This window comes from Streptomyces curacoi (genome assembly GCF_001513975.1).
GTDB lineage: Bacteria > Actinomycetota > Actinomycetes > Streptomycetales > Streptomycetaceae > Streptomyces > Streptomyces curacoi.
The window spans coordinates 316,720-343,470 of sequence record NZ_KQ947992.1 but is presented as its reverse complement, the minus strand read 5'-3'; the positions used below and the strand labels follow the sequence as shown (position 1 = coordinate 343,470).

27 protein-coding genes are annotated in these 26,751 nt (G+C 71.3%); 9 read left to right on the top strand and 18 right to left on the bottom strand.

What is annotated here, in order from left to right:
• Positions 1-107 precede the first annotated feature (107 nt).
• Positions 108-1,739 (top strand): FAD-dependent oxidoreductase, encoded by a 1,632-nt coding sequence (locus tag AQI70_RS29705; RefSeq protein WP_062155537.1) that lies wholly within the window; start codon positions 108-110, stop codon positions 1,737-1,739.
• Between the two features lie 63 nt (positions 1,740-1,802).
• The gene (locus tag AQI70_RS29700; RefSeq protein WP_062155432.1) at positions 1,803-2,771 is read left to right on the top strand and encodes an amidohydrolase family protein; all 969 of its coding nucleotides are present in this window, start codon (positions 1,803-1,805) and stop codon (positions 2,769-2,771) included.
• A gap of 99 nt (positions 2,772-2,870) precedes the next feature.
• Here the strand turns inward: AQI70_RS29700 and AQI70_RS29695 are convergent, their stop codons facing one another.
• The 13 genes from AQI70_RS29695 to AQI70_RS29635 form a co-directional block, all read right to left on the bottom strand.
• Positions 2,871-3,194: a TcmI family type II polyketide cyclase gene (locus AQI70_RS29695; RefSeq protein WP_062155430.1), complete on the bottom strand. Its 324-nt coding sequence runs from the start codon at positions 3,192-3,194 to the stop codon at positions 2,871-2,873.
• Positions 3,179-3,637: an SRPBCC family protein gene (locus AQI70_RS29690; protein ID WP_062155428.1), complete on the bottom strand. Its 459-nt coding sequence runs from the start codon at positions 3,635-3,637 to the stop codon at positions 3,179-3,181. Before AQI70_RS29690 ends, AQI70_RS29695 begins: the two co-directional genes overlap by 16 nt.
• A 1-nt stretch (position 3,638) precedes the next feature.
• On the bottom strand, positions 3,639-3,905 hold the full coding sequence (locus tag AQI70_RS29685) for an acyl carrier protein (protein ID WP_062155426.1): 267 nt from the start codon (positions 3,903-3,905) through the stop codon (positions 3,639-3,641).
• Between the two features lie 85 nt (positions 3,906-3,990).
• Complete coding sequence (locus tag AQI70_RS29680) at positions 3,991-5,256, bottom strand: ketosynthase chain-length factor (RefSeq protein WP_062155425.1); 1,266 nt, start codon at positions 5,254-5,256, stop codon at positions 3,991-3,993.
• On the bottom strand, positions 5,253-6,521 hold the full coding sequence (locus tag AQI70_RS29675) for a beta-ketoacyl-[acyl-carrier-protein] synthase family protein (RefSeq protein ID WP_062155423.1): 1,269 nt from the start codon (positions 6,519-6,521) through the stop codon (positions 5,253-5,255). Before AQI70_RS29675 ends, AQI70_RS29680 begins: the two co-directional genes overlap by 4 nt.
• On the bottom strand, positions 6,518-6,982 hold the full coding sequence (locus AQI70_RS29670) for a cupin domain-containing protein (RefSeq protein ID WP_003997818.1): 465 nt from the start codon (positions 6,980-6,982) through the stop codon (positions 6,518-6,520). The genes AQI70_RS29675 and AQI70_RS29670 overlap by 4 nt, the downstream gene beginning before the upstream one ends.
• A 44-nt stretch (positions 6,983-7,026) precedes the next feature.
• Positions 7,027-8,136: a SchA/CurD-like domain-containing protein gene (locus AQI70_RS29665; protein WP_062155416.1), complete on the bottom strand. Its 1,110-nt coding sequence runs from the start codon at positions 8,134-8,136 to the stop codon at positions 7,027-7,029.
• A gap of 1,046 nt (positions 8,137-9,182) precedes the next feature.
• Positions 9,183-10,046, bottom strand: a complete 864-nt coding sequence (locus tag AQI70_RS29660) for a leishmanolysin (protein WP_244181879.1) — start codon at positions 10,044-10,046, stop codon at positions 9,183-9,185.
• A gap of 160 nt (positions 10,047-10,206) precedes the next feature.
• The gene (locus AQI70_RS29655) at positions 10,207-10,812 is read right to left on the bottom strand and encodes a TetR/AcrR family transcriptional regulator (protein WP_062155535.1); all 606 of its coding nucleotides are present in this window, start codon (positions 10,810-10,812) and stop codon (positions 10,207-10,209) included.
• A gap of 89 nt (positions 10,813-10,901) precedes the next feature.
• A complete protein-coding gene (locus AQI70_RS29650) occupies positions 10,902-11,582 on the bottom strand; it encodes a DUF4166 domain-containing protein (RefSeq protein WP_062155412.1) in 681 nt (226 codons plus the stop codon).
• Positions 11,579-12,331 carry a hypothetical protein gene (locus AQI70_RS29645; RefSeq protein WP_062155410.1) on the bottom strand — a complete coding sequence of 251 codons (753 nt, stop codon included), beginning with the start codon at positions 12,329-12,331 and terminating at the stop codon, positions 11,579-11,581. The genes AQI70_RS29650 and AQI70_RS29645 overlap by 4 nt, the downstream gene beginning before the upstream one ends.
• A gap of 151 nt (positions 12,332-12,482) precedes the next feature.
• Positions 12,483-12,776 carry an MTH1187 family thiamine-binding protein gene (locus AQI70_RS29640; protein ID WP_062155408.1) on the bottom strand — a complete coding sequence of 98 codons (294 nt, stop codon included), beginning with the start codon at positions 12,774-12,776 and terminating at the stop codon, positions 12,483-12,485.
• On the bottom strand, positions 12,773-13,117 hold the full coding sequence (locus AQI70_RS29635) for a DUF3817 domain-containing protein (protein ID WP_062155406.1): 345 nt from the start codon (positions 13,115-13,117) through the stop codon (positions 12,773-12,775). The genes AQI70_RS29640 and AQI70_RS29635 overlap by 4 nt, the downstream gene beginning before the upstream one ends.
• A 204-nt stretch (positions 13,118-13,321) precedes the next feature.
• Between AQI70_RS29635 and AQI70_RS29630 the strand changes: the two genes are divergently transcribed.
• From AQI70_RS29630 to AQI70_RS29615, 4 genes are all read left to right on the top strand, one after another.
• Positions 13,322-13,954, top strand: coding sequence for an AIM24 family protein (locus AQI70_RS29630; protein WP_062155533.1), 633 nt, complete (start codon positions 13,322-13,324; stop codon positions 13,952-13,954).
• 1 nt (position 13,955) lies between these two features.
• The gene (locus tag AQI70_RS29625; protein WP_062155405.1) at positions 13,956-14,606 is read left to right on the top strand and encodes an AIM24 family protein; all 651 of its coding nucleotides are present in this window, start codon (positions 13,956-13,958) and stop codon (positions 14,604-14,606) included.
• The gene (locus AQI70_RS29620) at positions 14,603-15,427 is read left to right on the top strand and encodes an AIM24 family protein (protein ID WP_062155403.1); all 825 of its coding nucleotides are present in this window, start codon (positions 14,603-14,605) and stop codon (positions 15,425-15,427) included. Before AQI70_RS29625 ends, AQI70_RS29620 begins: the two co-directional genes overlap by 4 nt.
• A 101-nt stretch (positions 15,428-15,528) precedes the next feature.
• Positions 15,529-16,005 (top strand): MarR family winged helix-turn-helix transcriptional regulator, encoded by a 477-nt coding sequence (locus AQI70_RS29615; protein ID WP_003997830.1) that lies wholly within the window; start codon positions 15,529-15,531, stop codon positions 16,003-16,005.
• A 21-nt stretch (positions 16,006-16,026) separates the two neighbouring features.
• Here AQI70_RS29615 and AQI70_RS29610 read toward each other — a convergent pair whose 3' ends face one another.
• Together AQI70_RS29610 and AQI70_RS29605 are read right to left on the bottom strand one after the other, a co-directional pair.
• A complete protein-coding gene (locus AQI70_RS29610; RefSeq protein WP_062155401.1) occupies positions 16,027-17,517 on the bottom strand; it encodes a sensor histidine kinase in 1,491 nt (496 codons plus the stop codon).
• Positions 17,514-18,191 carry a response regulator transcription factor gene (locus AQI70_RS29605; RefSeq protein WP_003997832.1) on the bottom strand — a complete coding sequence of 226 codons (678 nt, stop codon included), beginning with the start codon at positions 18,189-18,191 and terminating at the stop codon, positions 17,514-17,516. The genes AQI70_RS29610 and AQI70_RS29605 overlap by 4 nt, the downstream gene beginning before the upstream one ends.
• 150 nt (positions 18,192-18,341) lie before the next feature.
• On the opposite strand from AQI70_RS29605, the gene AQI70_RS29600 reads away from it, so the two are divergent.
• Entirely contained in the window at positions 18,342-18,968 is a 627-nt protein-coding gene (locus tag AQI70_RS29600) for a PepSY domain-containing protein (protein WP_062155399.1), read from the top strand.
• A gap of 9 nt (positions 18,969-18,977) precedes the next feature.
• Here the strand turns inward: AQI70_RS29600 and AQI70_RS37875 are convergent, their stop codons facing one another.
• The 3 genes from AQI70_RS37875 to AQI70_RS29585 all read right to left on the bottom strand — a co-directional run bounded on the left by AQI70_RS37875 (position 18,978) and on the right by AQI70_RS29585 (position 21,867).
• Positions 18,978-19,400 carry a hypothetical protein gene (locus AQI70_RS37875; protein ID WP_062155397.1) on the bottom strand — a complete coding sequence of 141 codons (423 nt, stop codon included), beginning with the start codon at positions 19,398-19,400 and terminating at the stop codon, positions 18,978-18,980.
• Between the two features lie 270 nt (positions 19,401-19,670).
• A complete protein-coding gene (meaB, locus tag AQI70_RS29590; RefSeq protein ID WP_062155395.1) occupies positions 19,671-20,627 on the bottom strand; it encodes a methylmalonyl Co-A mutase-associated GTPase MeaB in 957 nt (318 codons plus the stop codon).
• A gap of 37 nt (positions 20,628-20,664) precedes the next feature.
• Positions 20,665-21,867, bottom strand: a complete 1,203-nt coding sequence (locus AQI70_RS29585) for an acetyl-CoA C-acetyltransferase (RefSeq protein WP_062155393.1) — start codon at positions 21,865-21,867, stop codon at positions 20,665-20,667.
• A gap of 148 nt (positions 21,868-22,015) precedes the next feature.
• Here AQI70_RS29585 and mce point away from each other — a divergent pair, with 148 nt between their 5' ends.
• Together mce and scy are read left to right on the top strand one after the other, a co-directional pair.
• On the top strand, positions 22,016-22,456 hold the full coding sequence (gene mce / locus AQI70_RS29580) for a methylmalonyl-CoA epimerase (protein WP_003997837.1): 441 nt from the start codon (positions 22,016-22,018) through the stop codon (positions 22,454-22,456).
• A 273-nt stretch (positions 22,457-22,729) separates the two neighbouring features.
• Positions 22,730-26,578: a polarized growth protein Scy gene (gene scy, locus AQI70_RS29575; RefSeq protein WP_062155391.1), complete on the top strand. Its 3,849-nt coding sequence runs from the start codon at positions 22,730-22,732 to the stop codon at positions 26,576-26,578.
• Positions 26,579-26,751 lie beyond the last annotated feature (173 nt).

Sequence of the window (26,751 nt, the reverse complement as noted above, 5' to 3'; positions counted from 1 at the left end):
TGCCACCGTTTCCCGGGCGGTACCGCGCCGCAAACGGCGCTGAGCCATACGGGTCGGCTCGTCCTACGACGTGTGTGTGGGAGTCCGGCTTGGTAAACATCGTCGACGTGAGCGGACACGAAGCGGAATCTGTACCAGTTCTCATCGTCGGCGGATCCCTGGTGGGCCTTTCCACGTCCGTTTTCCTGGGGCGCCTCGGAATTGAGCACATGGTCGTGGAGCGGCATGCCGGGACATCGACCCACCCGCGGGGCCGCGGCAACAATGTGCGCACCATGGAGATCTACCGGACCGCCGGCCTCGAATCGCGCATCCGGAAGGCGGCCGGCATTCTCGCCGGAAATGACGGCATTCTCCAGGTGGACACCCTCACCGGGACCCAGCGCCGCTGGATCATCGGGGACATCTCGGGGGGCATGGACATCTCCCGGGTCAGCTCCTCCGACTGGTGCCTGTGCAGTCAGAACGATCTGGAACCCGTCCTGCTGGACTACGCCCGCGAGCAGGGTGCCGACATCCGCTTCGGTTCGGAGCTGCTCTCCTTCACGCAGGACGGCGAGGGGGTGCGGGCCCAGGTCAGGGACCGGGACACCGGTGAGACCCGTACCGTCACCGCCGGCTTCCTGGTGGCCGCCGACGGCCCCCGGAGCCCCGTCCGCGAACGTCTGGGGATCGGCCAGTCAGGTCCGGGCGAGCTGTTCCACAACGTCAGCGTCACCTTCCGGAGCAGGACGCTCAGGCACCACGTGGGAGAGAAACGATTCGTCGTCTGCTATGTCACCAACCCCCAGGGGGAGGGTGCCCTGCTGCCGGTGGACAACGAGGAGCGCTGGGTGATCCATGTTCCTTGGTATCCCGACCGGGGCGAGACCCTGGAGGACTTCAGCGACGAGCGGCTGGCCGCACACATCCGCGCCGCGGTCGGCGTCTTCGACATCGACGTCGAGATCACCGGAAGAGCGCCCTGGCACGCCTCGAAGCGGGTGGCGGACAGCTACGCGCAGGGCCGGGTCTTCCTGGCCGGCGACTCGGCCCACGAGATGCCGCCCACCGGGGCGTTCGGCTCCAACACCGGAATCCAGGACGCCCACAACCTCGCCTGGAAACTGGCCGCGGTGCTCCGCGGCCACGCCGGCCTGCCGCTGCTCGGCACCTACGAGCGGGAACGACGGCCCGTCGCCCTCGCGACCGGCACCCGGGCGTGCGTCCAGGCGGCCGACGAGCAGCACCCGGGATTCAGTCCCGCCGCGGGCCGCAACGACGACCCGGCGGACCTGATGACCGTCGCCCTGTGCTACCGGTACGCCTCCGATGCCGTGCTGGACGCCCCTGCCGAGCGGCCGATCGTCCCCGAGTCGTTCCAGCTGGGCGGTGAGCCGGGAAGCCGTGCGCCTCACATGTGGGTCGCGAGGCAGGGCCGCAGGATCTCCACGCTGGATCTGTACGAGCGTTCCTTCGTGCTGCTCGCCGGATCCAGGGGGCAGGCGTGGCGGAACGCCGTGGAGAAGGCCTCGTTGAAGCTGGGCGTCCCGGTCGAGGTGTATCTCGTGGGCACGGGACCCGACCACGACCTGGTCCCCGATCCGGACACCGACTGGGCAGAGCTGCACGGCACGGCCGAGGACGGTGCCGTGCTCGTACGGCCGGACGGATTCGTCGCCTGGCGCGCAGCCGCCGCGATGCCGGACGCCGATCGCGTCCTGACGAACGTGCTGCAGACCGTGCTCTGCCGCGACTGACCCCGCCTTCCCCCTCACCCTCCCCTCCCCTCCCACTGAACGACCCACACCGAGGACGTGGTTATGACCATTGCCGGACGCGTCGACGTCCATCACCACTTCACCGCCCCGGCCTGGCTGGACTGGGCGGAGGAACGAGGTGTCGTCAACCGCGAGAAGCTGCCCTGGTGGACCCGCTGGGACCTGGACACGGCCCTGGAGGTCATGGACAAGACGGGCATCGGCACCGCCGTCATGACCGTCGCGATGCTCGGCCGGCTCCAGGAGCGGGCGGAGCGTCAGGAGAGCGCACGGGTCGCCCTGCGGGCGGCGGCCGACGTGGTGGCGGGCAACCCCGAGCGCTTCGCGTTCTTCACGCCCGTGTTCCTCGACGACCTGGAGCTCTCCTCGTGGAGCCTGCGGTACGGCCTGGACGAGCTCGGGGCCATCGGGGTGAGCACGAGGACGAGCGTGAACGGCGTCTTCCTGGGAGACGAGTCGCACGACCGCCTGCTGCAGGAGCTCAACGACCGGTCCGCGGTCATCAGCACGCACCCCATGGAAGTGCCCGCCGGGGGCCCGGGCGGCAGTACGGGACTGCCGGGAATGCCGCCCTTCGTGTGCGACTTCCTCATGGACACCACCCGTGCGGCCGTCAACCTCATCAGGAACGGCACCCTGGACCGCTATCCGAACCTCAGCTTCATCCTTCCGCACGGAGGGGGCTTCCTCCCCTACATGGCCACCCGGCTGGAACTCTTCGGCGGGAGCCTCACCCCCGCCATCGAGCCCGGCCGGGTCCGTGACTACCTGCACCGGTTCTACTTCGACACGGCCGGTCCCATGTCCCCCTCGGCCACGCCCACCCTGCTGTCCACGGTGGACCCGGGCCGCATCCTCTTCGGCACCGACTGGCCGCCCACCCCCGCCCATGTCATCGCCGACCGCGTGGCTCCCGCGCTGGACAGCGACCCCTTCCTCTCGGAGCAGCAGCTGCGGGACATCAACCGGGAGAACGCCCTGCGGCTGATGCCGGCGCTCGCCCGTCCCTGACGGCTGCACCGGGCGACCGGGCTCGCCCGGAACGGCCGCCGCCCGCGCCTGGTGGGCGCGGGCGGCGGCCTTCTTCGTTCTTTCAGTCGCTCTCCCTGTTCAGTCTCTCTCCCAGTGGTAGAAGCACCGCGCCATCGCGTCCCTGGGACTGCGCCAGGTCTGCGGGTCGTACGGGCTGACGTACGCTTCGAGCTTTCTGCTGATGTCGACGAACTCGGGGTGCCCGGTCACCTTCGCGATGGCGGGGCCCGGGTCCTGCTCGGCTTCGATGAAGTGCATGTACACATCGCCGAACTGGAAGAGGGAGCGCTGGGTCACCCCGACGAGGTGCGGGAGTTCGCCGCGGTCGGAGGCCGCGAAGACACCGGCTATGTCCTGGGCCGACTGCGGGGCCATCCTGGCGACGATCAGGGCGTGGTGCACGAGACCTCCTCGATGCGGTCCCGGATGAGGGCCATCTGGATGGGCGAGTTGCGGTTGATGATGTCCGTCATCCCGGCGTCGTCGACCGGGGCGTCGGGCTTCATGGCGAAGTCCTGCGTCCAGTGCATGCGGGTGCCGTCGGGGGTCTCCTCGTACTCCCACACGATGTTCATGTACTCGAACGGGCCGGTCTCGACCCGGCGGGCACGGACGACGAGCTTCTCGCGGTCGGCGGTCCGTTCCGAGACCCAGCTCCACACCTTGCCGTTCTCGTCGGGGTGCATGGTCAGACGGAAGGTCACCGTGTCGCCCTCGCGGGAGAGCACCTCGCAGGAGGCGTACTCGCTGAACAGCTGCGGCCACCGCTCCAGGTCGTTGGTCATGTCCCAGACGAGGTCGACGGGTGCGGCGATGGTGATCTCGTTCTCGGTGTGTCCAGCCACCTCAGGCTCCCGTCGCCAGTGCGCCGTTGACGACGTCGAGGAAGGCGCGAGGGCTCTTGCAGCGCTCCGCGTCGGTGGGCAGCGCCCGGCCGTACCGGTTCTCCAGCTCGCCCACGATGCCGAGGAGGCCGAGCGAGTCCAGCCCGAAGTCGGCGAAGGGCGCGTCCGCCCGGCGTTCGAGGTCGCGCGGGTCGACGGTGACACCGGCGGCCTTCTTCATCAGCGTGGCCAGTTCCTCGACGGTCACTTGGGTCACTTCGGTGGTCATGCGGGTTCTCCTTCGTCGTACCAGGTGCGGAGGTGGTGCCGCCGGGCCGCCGCCTGTCCACGGCATCGGCCCGGCGGCAGCCGTTCTAGGCGGTCGACCCGGGGCCTCGGCGCAGCACGAGCGCCGCGTTGGACCCCATGAGTCCCCGGCTCAGGACCAGGGCCGTGCGGAGCTCGGCCGGGCGGGCCGTGGCGGTCACCAGGTCGATCTGGTGGCAGATGTCGAAGACGTTCGGCGTCGGCGGTATCTGCCCGTGCTCCATGGCCAGCACCGCGGCCGCGATGTCCAGCAGGGGCGCCCCGCAGTAGGACCGCCCGATGCCGGTCTTGGGGGCCGTGACGGGCACGCGGGTGCCGTGCCGGCCGAGGGCGTCGACGAGGGCGAGTGCCTCGGCGCGGTCCGCCTCGGGTACGCCCATCGCGTCGGCGAAGACCACGTCGATCTCCTCCGGCGCACAGCCGGCCTCGTCGAGGGCGCCGTGTATGGCGTGGGCGAGTCCTTCCCGTGACTGGTCCCAGTGCGAGGCGCCGGTGAAGGTGGCGGCGTGTCCCGCCACCGTGGCGCGGACGACCGCACCACGGCGGTGTGCCCGGTCCGCCTCCTCGACGATCAGTACGGCACCGCCCTCGGCGGGCACGAAGCCGCGGGCCGCCGAGGTGAAGGGCCGGTAGGCGGTCGCCGGGTCCTCGTCGGTGCTGAGTTCGGGGTAGCCGAGCTGGCAGACCATCGAGTACGGGGCGAGCGGTGCCTCGGCCGCCCCGACCACGACCACGTCGGTGCCCCGCTCCACGACCCGGGCGGCGTGCGCGACGGCGTCCAGGCCGCCCGCCTCGTCGCTGGCCACCACCCCGCAGGGGCCCTTGAAGCCGCTGCGGATGGAGATCTGGCCGGTGCTGGCCGCGTAGAACCAGGCGATGGACTGGTAGGGCCCGACGAACCGGGACCCCTGTCCCCACAGCTTCTGCAGTTCCCGCTGCCCGAACTCGCCGCCACCGGACCCGGCGGCGGTGACGACACCGACCGAGTACGGCGAGTCGGCCACGGCGGCGGCCTTGGTCAGCCCCGCGTCCTGGAGGGCGGCGTCCGCGGCGGCCAGGGCGAAGTGGGTGAACAGGTCGGTCTGGACGAGGAAGGTCTCCTCGATGAGCGCCGACGGGTCGAATCCGCGGACCTCACCGGCGACGCGGAGCGGAAGGTGCTCGCAGCCCTCCCGGGTGATGCGGTCCAGTACGCTCGCGCCCTCCTTGACGGACTTCCAGTAGGTGTCGGCGTGCAGGCCGTTGGGCGCGACCACACCGATCCCCGTGACGGCGGTCCGCCGGGTGCGTATGCCACTACCACTGCCGTTCATCGTTTCCTCCCAGCCGGCCCCGTCAGGAGCACCGCGGACTGGAACCCGCCGAAGCCGCTGCCCACGGAGAGCACGTGGTCGAGCCGGCGGGGCCGTGCGGTGCGCGGTACGTAGTCCAGGTCGCACTCGGGGTCCGGGGTCTCGTAGTTCGCCGTCGGCGGGACCACCTGCCGGGCCAGGGCGAGTACGCAGGCGACGACCTCGATCGCGCCGATCGCGCCGAGCGAGTGGCCCACCATGGACTTGATCGAGCTCATGGGGGTGTCGTAGGCGTGGGCGCCCAGGGACTTCTTGACCGCGGCGGTCTCGTGGCGGTCGTTCTGCCGGGTGCCCGAGCCGTGGGCGTTGACGTAGTCGATGTCGGTCGGGTCGACGCGCGCGTGGTCGAGCGCGACGTCGATGGCCCGGGCCATCTCCAGGCCCTCACTGGTCAGTCCGGTCATGTGGTAGGCGTTGCCGAAGGTGGCGTAGCCGCCGATCTCGCAGTAGACATGTGCGCCGCGCGCACGGGCGTGTTCCAGTTCCTCCAGGACGAGGACGGCGGCGCCCTCGCCCATGACGAAGCCGTCGCGGTGGGCGTCGAAGGGGCGGGAGGCGTGCTCCGGGTCGTCGTTGTTGGGCGACGTGGCCTTGATGGCGTCGAAGCAGGCCATGGTGATTGGGGAGATCGGCGAGTCCGACGCCCCGGCGATGCAGACGTCGGCGCGGCCCTCCTCGATGGTGTGGAAGGCGTAACCCACCGCGTCGAGCCCGGAGGTGCAGCCGGTGGACACGGTCTGCACCGGTCCCTGGGCGCCGAACCGCTCCGCGACGTCCGCGGCCAGCGTGCTGGGCGAGAAGGCGCGGTGCAGTTCCGGCTCGGCGGCGCGGTGGTCGACGTCCCAGCGCTGTCCCCGTTCGCTGACGAGGACGTAGTCGTGCTCCAGCCTGGTCGTCCCGCCCACCGCGCTGCCCAGGGACACGGCCACGCGCCAGGGGTTCTCGGTGCCGAAGTCGATGCCGCTGTCGGTCACGGCCTCGTCGGCGGCGACCAGGGCGAACTGTATGTACCGGTCGGCGCGTTCGACCAGCTCGGGGTCGAGGCCGTGGGCGAGCGGGTCGAAGTCGCACTCGGCGGCGATGCGGGACCGCAGCCCCTCGGGGTCGAACAGGGTGATGCCACGTGTCGCGGTACGGCCGCTCGAGAGGAGGTCCCAGAACGCGGGCACCCCGATGCCTCCCGGAGCGACCACGCCTATGCCGGTGACCGCCACCCGCCGGGTCACGACAGGACCCCGGGTCGTTCCGGCCGCCCGCTCTCCTCCTGGACGAGCGGGTACGCCTTGACGTCGTCGCTGATCGCCGGGGCCTCCGTGTCGACGTGGCCGAGGCTCGGCTTCGGTGCCAGCGGGCTCAGATGGAAGACCATCCGGGCTTCCTCGTCACCGACGTTGCGGAAGCGGTGCCGCATGTCGATGGGGATCATGAGGCCCTGGTCGGCACGGAGAGGAAACGTTTCGCCATCGAGGTCGACCTCCAGCCTGCCCTCGACGACGTACACGAACTCCTCGGAGTACGGGTGGTAGTGCTCGCTGATGCGTTCGCCCGGCCGCATGATGGCCAGGCCCATGAACCCGCTGGTGGCACCCACCGTGACAGGGGTGAGCAGCGTGCGCAGGTCACCGCCGCGCTTGCGGTTGGGCTCGATCTCTTTGACGTCCACGACGCGCGGGCGCATCTTGTCCATGGTCTGTCTCCAGGTCGGTCGGTGGGGTGGGGGTCCCTGCGCTGTCAGGGCTGCGCGGCCCTGCGGTCGGTGATCAGCGTCATGTCGGCGTGCGTCAGGAGACGGGTCGCCTCACGTTCGCTCGTGGGCGGTCCCGCCAGGCCGAGTGCGGCACCGTCGAGCAGACGGGCCAGCACGGCGGCCTTCCTCTTGCCGTGGATGCCGAGCGCCATGACCGGATCGGTCTCGGGGTCACCCGGTACGTCGATGAGGCGGACGACGATGTCCTCCCGCTGGAAGACGGTGCTGCGGTACACGGGGCCGGCCGGGTCGGCCGCCGCGGTCTCGTCCTGCCGGGAGAGCAGCCGGGCCAGCGCCATCCCACAACCGGGACGTGCCGGGTAGTACAGGGCGTGCCGCCGCAGGCCGGCCGGCTCCGGTCCGCCGCGTGCCACATGGTGGACGGCCGGCATGGCCGCGCGGGCGAAGAAGGCCCGCGCCGACTCGGGGTCGGTCAGATCCCTGTGCTGCTCCAGATGGGGGTTCATGGCCTCCTCGACCGCCCGCACCTCGGGCTGACGCGCGACATGGCGCAGCGCCGCCATCAGGTCGCCCTCCACCTCGACGGTGCGCACGACCCGGTTGCCGTGCATGAAGAGGGTGGTGCGGCGCAGCCGCGTGGAGTCGTCGACGCGGGCCTGCGGCGGGGCGTATCCGGCGAGGACCTCCGCGACCTTGGACTCGGAGCCGGGCTTGACGGTGAAGGTCAGGGCATGGCGCGTCACTCCGTCGCCCACCCGTACGGCCGTCTGGAGTCCGCCGAGGTGGGGGCGGGTGCCGCCGGTCTCCCGGACGATGCCGTACCGCATCGAACGGAGGTCACGGACGCAGCTCTGCAGGGGCTTGACCGTCTCGAGATGGTCCTCACTGTTCACCCAGGCGAGGTACGGCGGGGCAGCCGCCCATTCACTCGTGATGAGCCACTGGGACGGGTTTTCCAGGGACTGGCACAGCTGGTCACCGAGGTGACCGGGGACCGAGGCGACCCGGTCACGCATCTGCTCGTACGCGTCGAGGAACTCTTGCTGGGCGCCTTCGCGCAGGTCGACGAGCAGGGTGACCCGCATTCTGGAGCCGTCGAATGCCGACTGGGACGTGTAGGGCGAAGTGGTCATCCGGCAGACCCTTCCTTCGCGGGAGCAAGCGGCGGCCGTCCGTGTCCACCAGAGCGAACTCCGGTCGGCCCTGAGCCTTCATCGTGGTTGAGCGGCAGGAACCGCGCGAGCCATGCGGGCCAATTGAGGGAACTGCCCGGGCTCGCCGATGGTCGTTCGCATGTGCAGCCGGACGAAACGGGACGAGCGGACGCCCCCCGCCGACACGGCGTCAGGCCGCGCCGGGCCGACTCGAAGAGGCGGTCGCCGATACGCCGTTCGGGCGGTGGCAGGGCGGCGGCCGGTGCCTGACGGGTTCGGCGGCCGAGCGGGCGGCAGCCCGGGAGCCGGGGAAGTGCCGTTCGCGCTGCGAGGGTTGTAGGGGCGGGTCCGGCGAAGCTGGGAGTGGATCACCCTGGGCCCTGCCCGGGCGCGCTACGGGGTGGCCCGCCGGGCGGGCACACCGAGCCGCGGCCCGCGCTCAAGCGCTGCGGACCCAGGCGTTTCATGATCGGAGCGCGTACGGCTCGGCGCCCTCGACGTCCACCTGACAGTCGAGGGCGCTCAGTCGCCACGGGACGGCCCGCCAGGCGGGCTCACCGAGCCGCGGCCCGCGCTCATGCGCTGCGAACCCCGGCGCTTCTTGATCGGAACGTGTACGGCTCGGCGCCCTCGACGACCACCTCATAACCCGGATCGCCCAGCCACCACGGGATGGCCTGCCCGGCGGGCTCACCGAGCCGCGGCCCGCGCTCATGCGCTGCGAACCCCGGCGCTTCTTGATCGGAACGTGTACGGCTCGGCGCCCTCGACGTCCACCTGACAGTCGAGGGCGCTCAGTCGCCACGGGGCCTCATAACCCGGATCGCCCAGCCGCCACGGGATGGCTCGCCGGGCAGGCGCACCGAGCCGCGGCCCGCGCTCAAGCGCTGCGGACCCCGGCGTTTCATGATCGGGAACCTGCGAGCCGGCGCCTCTCGCCCGGCCACCGGCAGTCGGTAGCCGGTAGCCGGTAGCCGGTAGCCGGCCGCTCAGGGTGTCGCGGCAGGGAGTCGGTAGCCGGCCGCTCAGGGTGTCGCGGCAGGGAGCCGGGTCGGGACCACCGGCAGCATGATGCCGTCACCGATCGGCGCGACGTGCGGCACGAGCAGGCCCTCCCTGGCGACCTGGAGCAGGTCCGGCAGCGTGTACGGCTCGGCGCCCTCGACGTCCACCTGGTAGCCCAGGTCGCCCAGGCTCGCCGCGGTCATCCTGCTCAGCGGGTTGTCGCGGCCGGAGATGAACGGTGACATGAGCTCGTTCACGAACACCGACTCACGCCAGTGGCTGTCCTGGGTGCCGGGACCGCCGAAGTTGGCGACCGGTACCGGCTCCGGTTCCTCCTGGCCGAGGAGCGCGGCGAACTCGGCCATCGCGCCGGGGCCCGTGAAGGTGGGGTTCTGGGTGCCGGCGCCCTTGAGGAGGCCGAAGAAGTGCCACTGGGTGCCGACGCCCACGACATGCCCCATCTCGTGCGTGATGACGTCGACGAGGGTGTTGTTCGCCTCCATCTCCGCGAGGTCGGCCGTGTCGAACCTCATCAGGCCCTTCGCCGGCAGGTGGGCGCCGAACTCCGCGGTCTCGTCGCGGAAGTCGGTGGGTCCGGCCATGCCCAGGACGCGCCCGGGGCCGTCGATCTCCACGCCCTCCGCGTCGATCAGCAGGTCGTCGATGATGTCCTCGCCGACGAGGGCGGTGTCCAGGTCCCCGACGATCACCCGGGACCAGCGGTCGGCGGCGGCCGCGAAGGCGTCCTGCTGATTCTGGGTCAGCCCACCGAGAAAGCGGACCTCGATGGTGAACGGTGACGTGGTGTTCGCGATCTCCCTGGCCCGCTCGAAGCTGGCCACGGCCCGGTACGTCTTGAAGGTGCCGGTGGTGACTTTGCCCATCATGGATCTCCTCTGGCTAGGGCCTGGCGGAGTCGACCCCGCAAGCCAAACTAGGCCAAATGAGGCATATGTTCTTGTTGGCGAATCAACCACCGGCTGTTCTCGTTGGCGGATCAACCACCCGCGCACCGGCCCGCCCGCCCTCCGCGCGAGCAGACCGTCACCGGCGGCTCGTCCGCCGCAGGCGATGCCGAACCGCACGCTGGGCCACCGGCCCGAGGTCCTCCAAGGCCGCCGCGAGCACCCCCAGTTGCTCCAGCGCGTCCAACGCCGCGCCGGCTCCCGCCGCGTCCACCCCCTCGTACAGCTCGATCCCCACGAACGACGCCCCGACCGCCCGCGCCAGCCCCGCCGGGTCCGCGAACTCCCCGAACGGCGTCCCCGCCAGCACCCGCACGAGCACCTTCTCGATCTCGGCGATCCACAGCTCCAGCCCCGCCGCGGTGGCCGGCCCGAGGCTGTCGTGGGTCTGGGCGCCGGCCAGCAGCTGACCGAGCAGGGCGACATGGCCCCCGGCGCGTTCCTGCTCGTGTATCTCACGGCCCACGGCGAGGAGTTCGGACAGCGAGGTCACCGCGGCGAAGCGCTCCCGGTAGCGCGCCACCGACCGTTCCGCCCCGAACCGGCACGCGGCGGCGAGCAGTTCGTCCACCGATCCGAAGTGGTAGAAGACCAGCGCCTGGTTCACGCCCGCGGCGGTCGCGATCGTACGGGCCGACGCCTTCGCGATGCCCTGCTCGGTGAGCGTCCGCAGCGCGCCTTCCAGGAGCTTGGTCTTGGTCTCCTGGGACTTCTCGTGGGCCTTGTCGTGGGCCTTGTCCTGGGCCCTTTCCCGGGCCTTCGCCGACTCGGGGCTCACGCGCGCGCTTCCTCGCGGACGGGGCGCAGGCCGGGCCGTACGCCGCACTGGTCGATGTCCGTGTACGTCACCCGGAACGACCCCTCGTACCCGAACAGCGGCCCGAAGTACCGGTTCTCCACGCGCACCCGGATCCGGAACCGGCCGGCCGACTCGTCGTACGACTCCCGCACCTCGGCCGTCGCCCCGATCAGTTCGGGCACGCGCACGTCCACCGGCCCCTCCCGGAAGCGGTGCTCGCCGGAGCGGATCAGCAGCGAGCCGTCGGCCTCCGCGCGGAAGTGCAGTTCGCTGGCGAGATGCTGATGCGTGCCGAGGTAGTCGAGGATGCGGTCGCCCTTGGGGCTCAGCACCATCTGGGCGTCGAAACGGCGTGAACGGCCGGGCAGGTCAAAGGTGCGCACGAAGCTCACCGTCTCACGGCCGAAGGTGTCGAGGTACGGCACGTTCTCGATCACGAACGGCACGCCGCGCCCCGGCCGGGGCACGAGGATGTTCCGGGTGCCGCCGAGCATCAGGAAGGGCCTGACGAACGCCCCGCCGTGCCAGATGCGGTCCATCACGCCCCGGCCCGTGCAGGCCTCGCCGCCGGCCAGTCCGACGGAGAAACGGCGCTGCAGCTGAGGGTGCAGGCGCTCGAAGCCGGCTCCCATCACCGTACGGAACATCGAGGTCATCGCGGGTTCTCCAGAGCACGCAGGACACGCGGGGCGTGCACGCGGGTGGGCGGCCGGCGCAGACAGCGACGGCTCGCCGGGGTGGTGGGCAGGGGCGCCGCGAACAGCGCCGCGGCGACGGCGACCGCGCACAGCAGCGGCACCAGGTACGCCGCCGCGGGCGCCAGCGCGCCGAAGAGGTGCACGGCGGATTCCAGGCCGAGCCCGGCGCAGCCGAGGGCCAGGACGAGGGCGCGGACCGCCAGCTCCGCCAGCCAGTTCCGCAGTGCCCGCTCCGGGGTGATCCCCCGCTCCAGCCAGAGCCGCAGCCGGTCGAAGGACCACGCCGTCGCCCAGCCCATCAGCGGCCGGAACAGCCATCGGTCGGCCACGGCCCCGAACCGCCCCCAGCGGGGCCGGTAGTCGTATCCGGTGAGGAAGCGCACTCCGTCGCCGTCGGGGATGTACCGCCAGTAGCCGCTGCCCTCCGCGAGCAGGGAGAGCGGGTGCGGGGAGGCGAACCGCAGGGCGGAGGTGCGGGTGCCGTCCGGGCGCTCCTTCTCCCCCGCCGAGACGCCGGTGCCGGCGACCGTGAGGAACGGCAGCACGCGCGTGGCGTACCGGAAGCGCTGCGGCTCGCCCTCCGCGCGCGGGAGGTGGTCGATCTCGGTGAAACGGAGGTCCCAGCGCTCGTGTCGGGCCGGGTCCTGTGTGCGCGCCCACAGGTCGTCGAGGTCGGCCCGTATGCGCGCCTCTACGTAGAGACCCATTGATTCCCCCAGGTCAGAGCAGTGTTTGAGCGACTGCTCAAACCTCTTGACCCGAAGGCTATACCTGTTTGAGCGATCGCTCAAACAGCAGGGACGAGAAAACCCTGGCCCACACGGGCCAGGGTTCGCGGTGCGCTGTGACCGTCGGCGGTTACCCGGCGAGATACCGCTCCACCGTCTCGACCTTTGAGGTGAGACCGTCCGTCACGCCGGGCCTGATGTCCGCCTTGAGCACCAGCGACACCCGCGGTGCCCGTGCCTCGACGGCGGCGACAGCACGCTTGACCACGTCCATCACCTGGTCCCACTCGCCCTCGACGGAGGTGAACATCGCGTCGGTGCGGTGGGGCAGACCCGACTCGCGGACGACACGGACGGCGTCGGCGACGTACTCCCCCACGTCCTCACCGACCCCGAGGGGCGTCACGGAGAACGCGACGATCATGCGTTGACGATTCCTTCCTTGCGGGCGCGGGAGGCGATGACCGCGTCCTCCGCCTCGCGCCTGAGCTTGCGCTCGGCGAAGAAGCCGCCGGCCGGGAGGACGGACAGGACGAAGTAGAGCGCCGCGGTCTTCCAGGGCCACTTGGTGCGGTTCCAGGCGTCCGCCCAGAAGATCACGTACAGGATGAACAGGACGCCGTGGGTCAGACCCATGGGGAACACCGCGTCGAACCCGACGGTCCGCTTCAGTACCGAACAGACGAGCAGCAGCAGGAAGGAGATCGCCTCGGGGGCGGAGACCAGGCGGAGTCGGCGGAGGGCGGTGGCGGTCTTGATGTCCACGGGTCACCTTCGGGGTGGGAGAGAACGTCGGTCGGCTCGGATCGCTTGTGAACGCAAGCACAAACGCTCGCCCATTGTGGCAAACGAATGGGCGGGCGTAGGCCCGGGGGGCCGGAGCGGGCCTCTAAGGGTGCCGTCAGGGGTGATGTCCACCTGTGGGAGCTGTTGGCGGCGGGCGCCTGCGGTTACCTTCGCTGCGTGGCGATGTTCCGACTCCAGGGCAGCAAGGTGCTCGCCGTCGACATGACCGGGGACGCCGTGAAGGCGAAGAACGGCTCGATGGTCGCGTACGACGGGCAGATGGCCTTCAAGAAGATGAGCGGCGGCGGTGAGGGCCTGCGGGGGATGGTCACCCGGCGGCTCACCGGTGAGCAGATGACGGTGATGGAGGTGAAGGGGCACGGGACGTGCTGGTTCGCGGACCGCGCCGCCGAGATCAACCTAGTGAACCTCCAGGGCGACAAGCTCTACGTCGAGTCGAGCAACCTGCTCGCGACCGACGCCGGGCTGCGGACCGGCACGAGCTTCACCGGGCTGCGCGGCGCCTCACAGGGCAACGGCCTGTTCACGACGACCGTCGAGGGGCACGGACAGGCGGCGATCGTCTCGGACGGACCGGCCGTGGTGCTGCGGGTCAGCCCGCAGTACCCGCTGACCGTCGACCCGGGCGCCTATGTGGCCCATCAGGGGAATCTGCGGCAGTCCTTCCAGTCCGGTGTGACGTTCCGCACTCTGATGGGCGAAGGCGGCGGCGAGGCCTTCCAGATCCGGTTCGAGGGGGACGGGCTGGTGTACGTACAGCCGAGCGAGCGGAACACGATCGCGGGGGAGGTGTGACATGGCCTTCCGCGAGATCAACCCCAAGATGGTCGAGGCGACCGTCATGCCGGGCCAGAAGCTGTTCAGTCAGCGCGGTGCGATGCTCGCCTACAAGGGCGAGGTGTCCTTCACCCCCAACATGGCCGGCGGCCAGGGCGGGCTGCTGTCGATGATCGGGCGCCGGGTCGCCGACGAGGACACCCCGCTGATGACCGTCGAGGGCAGCGGCACTGTGCTCTTCGGGCACGGCGGCCACCACGTCCACGTGATCAACCTCGCCGGGGACACCCTGTGCGTGGAGGCGGACCGGCTCCTCGCCTTCGAGGGCACCCTCCAGCAGGGCACGATGTTCCTCGGCTCGCAGGGCGGCGTCATGGGCATGGTCCGGGGCCAGATCAGCGGGCAGGGACTGTTCACGACCACCCTGAAGGGGCACGGCGCGGTGGCGGTCATGGCACACGGCGGCGTCTTCGAGATCCCGATCACCCCGCAGCGCCCCGTCCATGTCGACCCGCAGGCCTACGTCGCCCACCACGGCGACGTCCGCAACAAGCTGTCCACCGCCCTCGGCTGGCGCGACATGGTGGGCCGTGGCTCCGGCGAGGCCTTCCAGCTGGAGCTCAGCGGCAGCGGTGCGGTGTACGTCCAGGCGTCGGAGGAGAAGCTGTGAGCACCCCCTACGGAACCCCCGGCCCCGGCTACGGCACCCCCGGCGGCCCCGCGGTCTTCGACCCGACGACGCTGCCCGCCGACGACAACGTCACGCCCTACACCTTCTGCGTGGAGCTCAAGGGGAGCCAGTGGTTCCTGCAGAAGGGGAAGATGATCGCCTACTACGGCTCGATGGAGTTCAACGGCATCGGGCACGGGCGACTCGACCGTCTTGTCCGTACGTCTTTCCATTCGCCTCTGCACGCGAGCGACTGGGTGGTGGCCGAGGGCTCGGGGAAGATGCTGCTGGCCGACCGGGCCTTCGACGTGAACTCGTACGACCTCGAAGACGGCAATCTGACCATTCGCTCGGGCAACCTGCTCGCTTTTCAGCCAAGTCTTGCGCTCAAGCAGTCGATCGTGCCGGGTTTTCTGACACTCATCGGAACCGGAAAGTTCGTGGCCGCATCTAACGGTCCGGTGGTGTTCATGGAACCCCCGATCCGGGTGGACCCGCAGGCCCTCGCCGGCTGGGCCGACTGCCCGTCGCCGTGCCACCACTACGACCATGGCTACATGACCGGCGTAATGGGCGGTCTACGTGCACTGACAGGCCTCGGCGGGGCCTCCGGAGAGGAGCATCAGTTCGAGTTCGTCGGAGCCGGCACGGTGCTGCTCCAGTCGACCGAGACCCTCATGGCCGAGCAGGCCACGGGGGCGGTTCCGCCGGACGCCGGAGTACCCGGTTCCGGTGCCGCGCACACAGGCCCTTCACAAGTGGCTGGGGGACAGCGCCTTCCCGGACAGCTGGGAGACCTCCAGCGTCGCTTCGGGCTGTGAGCGGTAGTCTGCGGAGTGTGACATCGAACGTGTGCGCACACAGCCATGTCACAGAAAACCCTCACTAGTTCGCCTTTCAACTTCTTAGGTAGACTTCATTCATGGAGACCGAGACGGCCACCCGCTGGCTGACCGATGCGGAGCAGTGCGCCTGGCGCACCCACCTGGAGGTCAACAGGCTGTTGACGTACCAGCTCGAAAAGGACCTGCAGCCGTTCGGCCTGACAATGAACGACTACGAGATCCTGGTGAATCTCTCCGAGTCGGAGGACGTACGGATGCGGATGAGCGACCTCGCGTCCGCCACCCTCCAGTCCAAGAGCCGCCTCTCCCACCAGATCACCCGGATGGAGAACGCGAACCTGGTCCGCCGCGAGAACTGCGAGTCCGACCGCCGCGGGCTCTACGCCGTGCTCACCGAGCACGGCATGGAGACGATGCAGAAGGTCGCGCCGTACCACGTGGCGTCCGTGCGCAAGCACTTCATCGACCTGCTGTCCCCCGAGTCCCTGACCGAGCTCGACAAGGCCCTCAAGCCGATCGCGGAGCATCTGCGCGGTCAGCGCGGACGTCCCTGACCCCCCGCGCCCGGGCGGTACCTACTGAGCCGACGGCAGACGGAGTTCGAACAGGGCTCCGCCCGTCGGCGCCCGGCGCACGGTGAGCGTGCCACCGTGCCGTACGGCGACGTCGCGGGCGATGGCCAGGCCCAGCCCGGCACCGCCGTCGTCACGGCTGCGGGCCTCGTCGAGCCGTACGAACCGCTCGAAGATCCGCTCCCGGTCGGCCTCGGCCACCCCGTCCCCGTCGTCGGCGACGGCCACGACCGCCCACGCCCCGGCCCCTTCGGCTTCCCGCCGGACGGTCACGGTCACCGCCGAGCGGGCGTGCCGCTGGGCGTTGTCCAGCAGATTGGTGAGCACCCGCCCGACCTGACCCCGCGACCCGGCCACCGCCACGGCCTGCGCGTCCACCGTCACACCCGTCCGCCCCTCGGCCTCCTTGCGCGCCAGCGCGCCGAGGTCGAACCGCGTGTCCCCGGGCCGCTCGCCCGCGTCCAGACGGGCCAGCAGCAGCAGATCGGCCGCGAGGCCCTGCAGCCGTACGGTGTCCTCCACGGCGCCTTCCAGGTCGAGCAACTCGGGGTGGGCGGCGCCCACTTCGAGCTGGGTGCGCAGGGACGCGATCGGGCTGCGCAGCTCGTGGGAGACGTCGGCGACGAACCGGCGCTGGCGTTCCACCGACGTCTGCAGCGCGGCCAGCGTCTCGTTCGTGGTCAGGGCGAGCCGGGCGACCTCGTCGTGGGTGTCCGGTACCGGCACCCGGCGCGCGAGGTCCTCCGAGGCGGTGATCGCGGCCATCTCGCTGCGGATGCCCTCGACCGGGCGCAGCGCGCGCCGGGTGACCAGCCAGGTGACGCCCGCGACGACGCCGAGCAGCAGCGGGAAGCCGATCAGCATGACGGTCAACGCCGTCTTCACAGCGCTCTGTTCGGCGGAGAGCGGCGCGCCCGCGTACACGGTGAGCGTGCCCCTGCCCTTGACCTCGACCTGGACGGCCGCGAAGCGGTAGTCGTCGGTCTCGCCGTCGAGCGTGGCGGTGCCGTTCGTGAAGGTGGTGTGCTCGCTGATCTCGCCCGGTTCGAGGGATTCGGCGGAGGAGTCGTCGTCCGAGTCGCCCGAGTCGCCCGAGCCGCCGGTGTCGTCCGCGTCGTCGTCGGCGTCACCCGCGTCACCGGAGTCGCTCGCCGCTCCGCCGGGCGAGGGCTGCGGCTGTGGCCGCACCGCGTCGGTGCCGGTGCCGTCGATCCGCTCCAGGTCCTCACTGGCCGCGAGCAGCCTCCTGTCCTCGTCGACGACCTGGACGGGTTCGTCGTTGTCCACGGACAGCGACTTGTGCGGCGGTGTGATCGCGATGTCCGTCGCGACGGCCCGTGCGGTGCGTTCCGCCTCCGTACCGGCCTGCCCGATCAGGTTGGACCGCAGCGACAGCAGTACGGCGGTGCCGGCCACGACCAGCGCCACGGCGACCACCAGCGTGGCGGCCAGCGTCGCCCGGGACCGGACGGAACCGAAAAGCCGGGCCCTCATGGCGAGGCCTCGGCTCTCTCCAGCCGGTAACCGGCGCCCCGGACCGTCCGGATGAGCCCGGCGCGCAGCTTGCGCCGCAGGGTGCTGATGTACACCTCGACGATGTTCGGATCGCCCTCGTACGCGAAGTCCCAGACGTGCTCCAGGATCTCGGCCTTGGACACCACCTCGCCGGCCCGCACCACGAGCTGCTCAAGGACGGCGAACTCCTTGGCGGTGAGCGTCACTTCGCCGTCGCCGAGGAAGACCCGGCGGGCGGCGGTGTCCACCTTGAGGTCACCGTGGACGTGCACGGGCGAGGCCCCGGCGCCCTGGCCGCCGCGCCGCAGCAGCGCCTTGACGCGGGCGACGAGGACGACGTACGAGAACGGCTTGGTGAGGTAGTCGTCGGCGCCGGTGTCCAGCCCCTCGGCCTCGTCGTACTCGCCGTCCTTGGCGGTGAGCATCAGGATCGGCACGTCGTGGCCGGCGGCCCGCAGGGCGGCGCACACGCGGTAGCCGTTCATGCCGGGCAGCATGATGTCGAGGATCACCAGGTCGTACGACCCCTCCGAGGCCCGGTACAGCCCTTCCCGCCCGTCGTGGACGACGTCCACGGCGTATCCCTCGGCCGTCAGCCCCCTGGCGAGCGACTGGGCCAGGCGTTTCTCGTCCTCCACGATCAGCAGGCGCATGCGTCAAGGTTCGCAAAGCCAAGCTGAAGATCTCTTCAGGGGGCTTCAGGTTCCTCTCAGCGTCGGTTCGGCAGATTGGTCCTCGTCGAAACGAAGCGAAACGAAGCGACACGAAACGACGTGAAACGCAACGACCCGGGAGGGAACCCCATGAAGCGCAACATCGTCATCGCCACCGTCGCCGCCGCGGCACTGATCGGAGGCGGCACCGTAGCGGCCTACGCGGCGGGGGACGACGGCGGCGCGCCCACGCAGGGTCAGTCGAACGTGCGGGTCGCCGACGACCGGGACGACAGCGCGCGGGACGACGCGGACGACCGGGACGACGACGCCACCGAGGTCCGCGACGCGGCCCGGACGGCCAAGGTCACGGCCGCCGACGCGATCACGGCCGCGCTCAAGCACACCCCGGGCACCGCCGTCGCCGCCGACCGGGACGACGACGGTGCGCAGGCCTGGGACGTGGACGTGGTGAAGAGCAACGGCACCGAGTACACCGTCTCCGTCGCCGCCGACTCCGGGAAGGTCCTCGGCGCGCACCGCGACGACGACAACGACGGCCGCGAGGACCTCGCCGCCCTGAAGGGCACGAGCGTCGACGCCCGCGAGGCCGCCCGGGCCGCCGCGGCCAAGGGCACGGTCACCGATGTCGACCTGGACGACGACAACCGCACCGCGGTGTGGAGCGTGGAGACCACCCACGGCGAGTGGCTGGTCGACGCCAAGACGGGCAAGGTGACCCAGGACCGCGACGACGCGGACAGCGACGACGACTGACGAAAGCCGCTACGCGAGGGGCACGGAAGCTTCCGTGCCCCTCGTTCGGCGTACGCCCGCGCCACCGCCACCGCCGTCGCCGTCGCCGTCGCCAGCATCACCCCGCCGGTCGCCGCGAAGCACACCCCCGCTGGCCGTACTCCCCGCGTTGACGGCCGTGTTGACCCAGTCGCCGGCCCGGACCCGGGCGTCGGGCGCGGCGGCCTCGTCGGCGACGAGGTACGCGGTGGTGATCAGCGGGGAGACGAAGAGCCCGGCGACCGCCACGGCCAGGGTGAGGGCGCCCAGCCCCTGGGCCAGCCCGGCACCGCACAGCGCCAGCCCCAGTCCGGCCGCCTGCCGAGGCAGCCGGGTCCCGGCGGCGGACCGCCAGGCGACGGCCCCGTTGAGCAGCCCGCCGACGGCGCTTCCGGCGGACAGGGCGGCGAGCACCCAGGCCGCGCTCCGTCGCCGCGACCCTGTTCCTGGGCGAAGGCCACCACCAGCAGCTCGACCACGCCCAGCGCGAGGCCGGCCCCCGCGGCGGCGACGACCGGCCGCCCGAGCCCGCGCGCCATCCGCCGCTCGGCCGTACGCCGCCCCGGCTTTCGGCCGCCGGACGGCACCGCCCGCACCGCGCCGCGTGGTGCCGCAAGCCGCTGCGGCCCCGGCCGTACGGAGAGGACGCCGACCCACACTCGCGAGCCGGCCGCGCGAAGGGGCTCAGGTCTGCGTGAGGCCCGTCACCAGCTCGTCCGCCGCCCGGTAGGGGTCCAGCTCCCCGGCGACGATCTTCTCCGCCAGCGTTCCGAGCCGACGGTCGCCGTGCAGGTCGGCGATGCGCTCGCGCAGGGCGGTGACGGCGATGGTCTCCACCTCGCGAGCGGCGCGGGCGCGGCGGCGTTCCGCGAGGACGCCCCGCTCCTCCATCCACGCCCGGTGCTTCTCCAGGGCCTCCACCACCTCGTCGACGCCCTCGCCGCGCGCGGCGACCGTCTTGACGATGGGCGGACGCCAGTCACCGGGGCCGCGGGACTCGCCGAGGCCGAGCATGTGGTTGAGCTCGCGGGCCGTGGCGTCGGCGCCGTCGCGGTCGGCCTTGTTGACGACGTACACGTCGCCGATCTCCAGGATGCCCGCCTTCGCCGCCTGGATGCCGTCGCCCATCCCCGGGGCCAGGAGGACGACGCTCGTGTCCGCCTGCGAGGCGATCTCGACCTCCGACTGGCCGACGCCGACCGTCTCGACCAGGATCACGTCGCAGCCCGCCGCGTCCAGCACGCGGATCGCCTGGGGGGCGGCCCAGGCGAGGCCGCCCAGGTGGCCGCGAGTCGCCATCGAGCGGATGTAGACGCCGGGGTCGGAGGCGTGCTCCGACATCCGCACCCGGTCGCCGAGCAGCGCGCCGCCCGAGAAGGGCGAGGACGGGTCGACGGCCAGGACGCCGACCCGCTTGCCCTGCTTGCGGTACGCGGTCACCAGGGCGGACGTGGACGTCGACTTGCCCACGCCCGGAGAGCCCGTCAGGCCGACCACGTACGCGTTGCCCGTCAACGGGGCCAGCGCCGCCATGACCTCCCGCAACTGCGGGGACGCCCCCTCCACCAGGGAGATCAGCCGGGCCACGGCCCGTGGCCGGCCTTCCCTGGCCTGGGCCACCAGGGTGGAGACGTCCTGCATCACAACTCCGTTCACGAGAGGTCCTACAAAGGAGAACTCAGGCCTTGGGTACCCGCACGATGAGCGCGTCACCCTGACCGCCGCCACCGCACAGCGCGGCCGCGCCGACCCCGCCGCCCCGCCGCTTCAGCTCCAGGGCCAGATGCAGGACGAGACGCGCACCCGACATACCGATCGGGTGACCCAGGGCGATGGCTCCGCCGTTGACGTTCACCTTTTCTGTGGACACTCCGAGGTCCTTCATTGACTGCACCGCGACGGCGGCGAAGGCCTCGTTGATCTCGATCAGGTCGAGGTCGGAGACCTCCAGGCCCTCCTTCTTCAGGGCGTGCAGGATGGCGTTGGAGGGCTGGGACTGGAGGCTGTTGTCCGGGCCCGCGACATTGCCGTGCGCGCCGATCTCCGCGATCCAGTCCAGGCCGAGCTCCTGCGCCTTGGCCTTGCTCATCACGACCACGGCCGCCGCGCCGTCCGAGATCTGCGAGGAGGAGCCGGCGGTGATGGTGCCGTCCTTGGAGAACGCGGGGCGCAGCTTGCCCAGCGACTCCGCGGTCGTGTCCCCGCGGATGCCCTCGTCCTTGCTGAACAGCACCGGGTCGCCCTTGCGCTGCGGGATCTCGACCGGGGTGATCTCGGCCTCGAAGATGCCGTTCTTCTGGGCGGCGGCGGCGCGCTGGTGGGACAGGGCGGCGATCTCGTCCTGCTCCGGACGGGCGATGCCGAGGCGCGTGTTGTGCTTCTCCGTCGACTCGCCCATGGCGACGCCCTCGAAGGAGTCGGTCAGACCGTCGTACGCCATCGCGTCGAGCATCTGGACCGCGCCGTACTTGAAGCCCTCGCGGGACTTCGGCAGCAGGTGGGGGGCGTTGGTCATGGACTCCTGGCCGCCCGCGACGATCACGTCGAACTCGCCGGCGCGGATCAGCTGGTCCGCCAGCGCGATCGCGTCGAGGCCGGACAGACAGACCTTGTTGATGGTGAGCGCCGGGACGTTCATGGGGATGCCGGCCTTGACCGCGGCCTGGCGCGCCGGGATCTGCCCCGCCCCGGCCTGGAGCACCTGGCCCATGATCACGTACTGCACCTGGTCGCCACCGATCCCCGCACGGTCGAGGGCGGCCTTGATCGCGAAGCCGCCGAGGTCGGCCCCGGAGAAGGACTTCAGCGAGCCGAGCAGTCGTCCCATCGGGGTGCGGGCACCCGCGACGATGACGGACGTCGTGCCGTTTTCAGAAGACATGAGGTGCGATCCCCTTCCAGCTTGAACAGCCGAGGAGTGAACGAGGGTTTACTTCGAATGTACTGAGTGGCACTCCGTGCCGTCACCGGGCTGTCGGTGTGATCGCGCGCACGTTGCGTAACCATCCCAGGAGCGCTGCACTGAATCCATGCTGACGCGAATCGACCACATCGGAATCGCTTGTTTCGATCTCGACAAGACCGTCGAGTTCTACCGGGCCACTTATGGCTTCGAGGTGTTCCACTCCGAGGTCAACGAGGAGCAGGGCGTCCGCGAGGCCATGCTCAAGATCAACGACACGTCCGACGGCGGCGCCTCCTACCTGCAGCTTCTTGAGCCGACGCGCCCGGACTCCACCGTCGCGAAGTGGCTCGACAAGAACGGCGAGGGCGTCCACCACATCGCTTTCGGTACGGCGGACGTCGACGGCGACGCGGCCGCCATCAAGGACAAGGGCGTACGCGTTCTGTACGAAGAGCCCCGACGCGGCTCCATGGGGTCACGAATCACGTTCCTGCACCCCAAGGACTGTCATGGCGTACTGACAGAACTGGTCACTTCGGCGCCTGTTGAGTCACCTGAGCACTGACCCTCGTACATAGGGGCCGGTAGGGTTGGGGGCGGTCGCTCCTCTCACCGGGGTGGCCCGGTCCCTCCGTCAGAGGTGGTGTCTGCCCTTCGGGCGGACGACACCCCCTCTGCCGGAGGGACCGTTCCGGGGTCCGGGTTTCGGGGGACGAGCGTCGGGGCAGCAGCCCATGCTCTGCCGTTGATCTGACACCATTCCCCGGGGGCCCCGTCCGGCGGACGGACGGAGCTCGTTTGGCCAGACTTGCGACCAGGGGACGGATGGGACCGCGCAGTGCGGGGCTACGAACGCCAGGAGCGAGAGCCGGCGGCTGACGTCGACCACCTCTCTCGGTTCGAGGCCGAGATGGATCGGCTGAAGACCGAGCGGGAGAAGGCGATCCAGCACGCCGAGGACCTCGGCTACCAGGTCGAGGTGCTGCGCGCCAAGTTGCACGAGGCGCGGCGCACCATCATGTCCCGGCCCGCCTTCGACGGCGCCGACATCGGCTATCAGGCCGAGCAGCTGCTGCGCAACGCCCAGATCCAGGCCGACCAGCTGCGCCAGGACGCCGAGCGCGAGCTGAGCCAGGCCCGCGCGCAGACCCAGCGCATCCTCCAGGAGCACGCCGAGCAGGCCGCCCGGCTCCAGGCCGAGCTGCACCAGGAGGCGGTGACCCGCCGCCAGCAGCTGGACCAGGAGCTGGCCGAGCGTCGGCAGACCGTCGAGTCGCACGTCAACGAGAACGTGGCGTGGGCGGAGCAACTGCGCGCCCGCACCGAGCAGCAGGCCCGACGCCTCCTGGAGGAGTCGCGCGCCGAGGCCGAGCAGGCCATGGCGGCCGCGCGGGCCGAGGCCGAGCGGCTCACCAGCGAGGCCCGGCAGCGGCTGCAGAGCGCGGCCGAGGAGGCCCGCGCGGAGGCCGAGCAGATCCTGCGCCGCGCGCGTACGGACGCCGAGCGGCTGCTGAACGCCGCCTCCACCCAGGCCCAGGAGGCCACCGACCACGCCGAGCAGCTGCGCAGCTCCACCGCGTCCGAGTCGGACGCCGCCCGCCGTCAGGCCCAGGAGCTGAGCCGGGCCGCCGAGCAGCGCATGGCCGAGGCCGAGACCGCGCTGCGCGAGGCGCGTTCCGCGGCCGAGAAGCTGGTCACCGAGGCCAAGACGGCCGCCGAGAAAGCGCTCGCCAGTGCCGAGTCGGCCAACGAGCAGCGCATGCGCACGGCGAAGGAACAGGTCGCCAGGCTGGTCGAGGAGGCCACGAAGGAGGCCGAGACCACCAAGGCCGACGCCGAGCAGGTCATCGTCGACGCCCGCGCCGAGGCCGAGAAGCTGCTCGCCGAGGCCGCCGAGAAGGCCCGCACCCTCACCGCCGAGGAGAGCGCGACCGCGCTGTCGAAGGCGGCCAAGACCGCCGAGGACGTCCTCAACAAGGCGCAGGAGGACGCGCGCAACACCACCAAGGCCGCGGCCGAGGAGGCCGAGCGGATCCGCAGGGAGGCCGAGGCCGAGGCGGACCGGCTGCGTTCCGAGGCGCACGACATCGCCGAGCAGCTCAAGGGCGCGGCGAAGGACGACACCAAGGAGTACCGCGCCAAGACGGTCGAGCTGCAGGAGGAGGCCCGCCGGCTGCGCGGCGAGGCCGAGCAGCTGCGCTCCGAGGCGGTCGCCGAGGGCGAGAAGATCCGCGCGGAGGCCCGCAAGGAGGCCGTCCAGCAGATCGAGGAGGCGGCCAAGACCGCCGAGGAGCTGCTGGCCAAGGCCAAGGCGGACGCAGACGAGCTGCGCCAGAGCGCCCAGACGGACAGCGAGAAGGTCCGCACCGAGGCCATCGAGCGGGCGACGACCCTGCGCCGGCAGGCCGAGGAGACCCTCCAGCGCACCCGTCAGGAGGCCGAACGGCACCGCGAGGAGGTCATCGAGCAGGCCGAGGGCATCAAGGCCGACGCCGAGCGGGCCGCCGCCGAACTGCGCGAGGAGACCGAGCGTGCCGTCGAGGCCCGCCGGGCGGAGGCCGCCGAGGAGCTGACGCGGCTTCAGTCCGAGGCCGAGCAGCGGCTCGTGGCGGCCGAGCAGGCCCTCACCGACGCCCGCGAGGAGGCCGCGCGCATCCGCCGCGAGGCCGCCGAGGAGACCGACCGGCTGCGCACCGAGGCCGCCGAGCGGATCCGCACGCTCCAGCAGCACGCCGAGGAGGAGGCCGACCGGCTGCGCACCGAGGCCGCGTCGGACGCGTCCGCGTCCCGTGCCGAGGCCGAGGCCATCGCCGTACGCCTGCGCTCGGAGGCCGCGGCCGAGGCCGAGCGGCTGAAGTCGGAGGCCCAGGACACCGCCGACCGGGTACGGGCCGAGGCGCAGGCCGCCGCCGAGCGGCTCGCCACGGAGGCGTCCGAGACGCTGGCCGCCGCTCAGGAGGAGGCCACCCGGCGCCGCCGCGAGGCCGACGAAGTCCTCGGCTCCGCCCGCCAGGAGGCCGACCAGGAGCGCGAACGGGCCCGCGAGCAGAGCGAGGAGCTGCTGGCCTCCGCCCGTAAGCGGGTGGAGGAGGCGCAGGCCGAGGCGGTGCGGCTGGTCGAGGAGGCCGACCGGCGCGCCACCGAGATGGTCTCGGCCGCCGAGCAGCACGCCCAGCAGGTCCGCGACTCCGTCGCCGGGCTGCACGAGCAGGCCCAGGAGGAGATCGCCGGGCTGCGCAGCGCCGCCGAGCACGCGGCGGACCGGGCCCGCCGGGAGGCCGAGGAGGAGGCGGACCGGGTCCGCTCCGACGCCTACGCCGAGCGGGAGCGGGCCAGCGAGGACGCGGGCCGCATCCGGCGCGAGGCGAACGAGGAGGCCGAGGCCGCCAAGTCCCTCGCCGAGCGCACCGTCGCGGAGGCGATCGCCGAGGCGGAGCGGCTGCGGTCGGACGCCGCCGAGCACGCCCAGCGGGTCCGTACCGAGGCGTCGGACAAGATCGCCGAGGCCGACCAGGCCGCGGCGCGCACCCGGGCGGACGCCCGCGAGGACGCCAACCGCATCCGCTCGGACGCGGCGACGCAGGCCGACACCCTCATCACCGAGGCGCGTTCCGAGGCGGAGCGGCTCCAGTCGGAGACGGTCGCGGAGGCCGACCGGGTGCGGGCCGAGGCGCTCGCCAAGGCCAAGAAGCTGGTCGGGGACGCCACGTCGGACGCGGAACGGCTGCGCGCCGAGGCCGCCGAGACCGTGGGGTCGGCACAGCAGCACGCCGAGCGGATCCGCGGCGAGTCCGAACGGGTCAAGGCCGAGGCGGCGGCGGAGGCCGAGCGGCTGGTGGCGTCGGCGCGCGAGGAGGCCGAGCGCACCCTCGACGAGGCCCGCAAGGACGCCAACAAGCGGCGCTCCGAGGCGGCCGAGCAGGTCGACAAGCTCATCAGCGAGACCACGGCCGAGGCGGACAAGCTGCTCACCGAGGCGCAGGCGCAGGCCCACAAGACGACCGCGGACGCCGAGGCGCAGGCCGACACCATGGTGGGCGCCGCCCGCAAGGAGGCCGACCGGCTGGTCTCCGAGGCGACGGTCGAGGGCAACTCGCTGGTGGAGAAGGCGCGTACGGACGCGGACGAGCTGCTCGTCGGCGCCCGCCGGGACGCGACCGCGATCCGGGAGCGCGCGGAGGAGCTGCGCGACCGCATCACGACCGAGATCGAGGAGCTGCACGAGCGGGCCCGCCGCGAGTCCGCCGAGACGATGAAGTCGACCGGCGACCGCTGCGACGCGCTCATCAAGGCCGCCGAGGAGCAGCTGGCCAAGGCCCAGGCGAAGGCCAAGGAGATCGTCTCGGAGGCCAACTCCGAGGCGGGCAAGGTCCGTATCGCCGCCGTCAAGAAGGCCGAGGGGCTGCTCAAGGAGGCCGAGCAGAAGCGGTCCACGCTGATCAAGGAGGCCGAGGAGCTCAAGGCCGAGGCGATCCGCGAGGCCAAGCGCACGGTCGAGGAGGGCAAGCGCGAGCTGGAGGTCCTCGTGCGGCGCCGGGAGGACATCAACGCCGAGATCTCCCGCGTCCAGGACGTCCTGGAGGCGCTGGAGTCCTTCGAGGCGCCGTCGGCGGGCAAGGACGGCGGGGTCAAGGCGGGTGCGACGGTTGGCGCCCCTCGTTCGGGTGGCAAGTCGCCGGAGAGCTAGCCAAGAGACCGGACTCCGGTGTTTTCTGGGGCCTTTGACCAGATCTTTGGCAAGCAGTCCTGAGGTTAGCCACCCAAAAGGGGTGTCATTCTCCAGATCAAACACGCATCCGCTCGATGACACACCGCTTCGGCCCCTAGGATTCCACCTATCACCTCACCGGTCTCATTCGA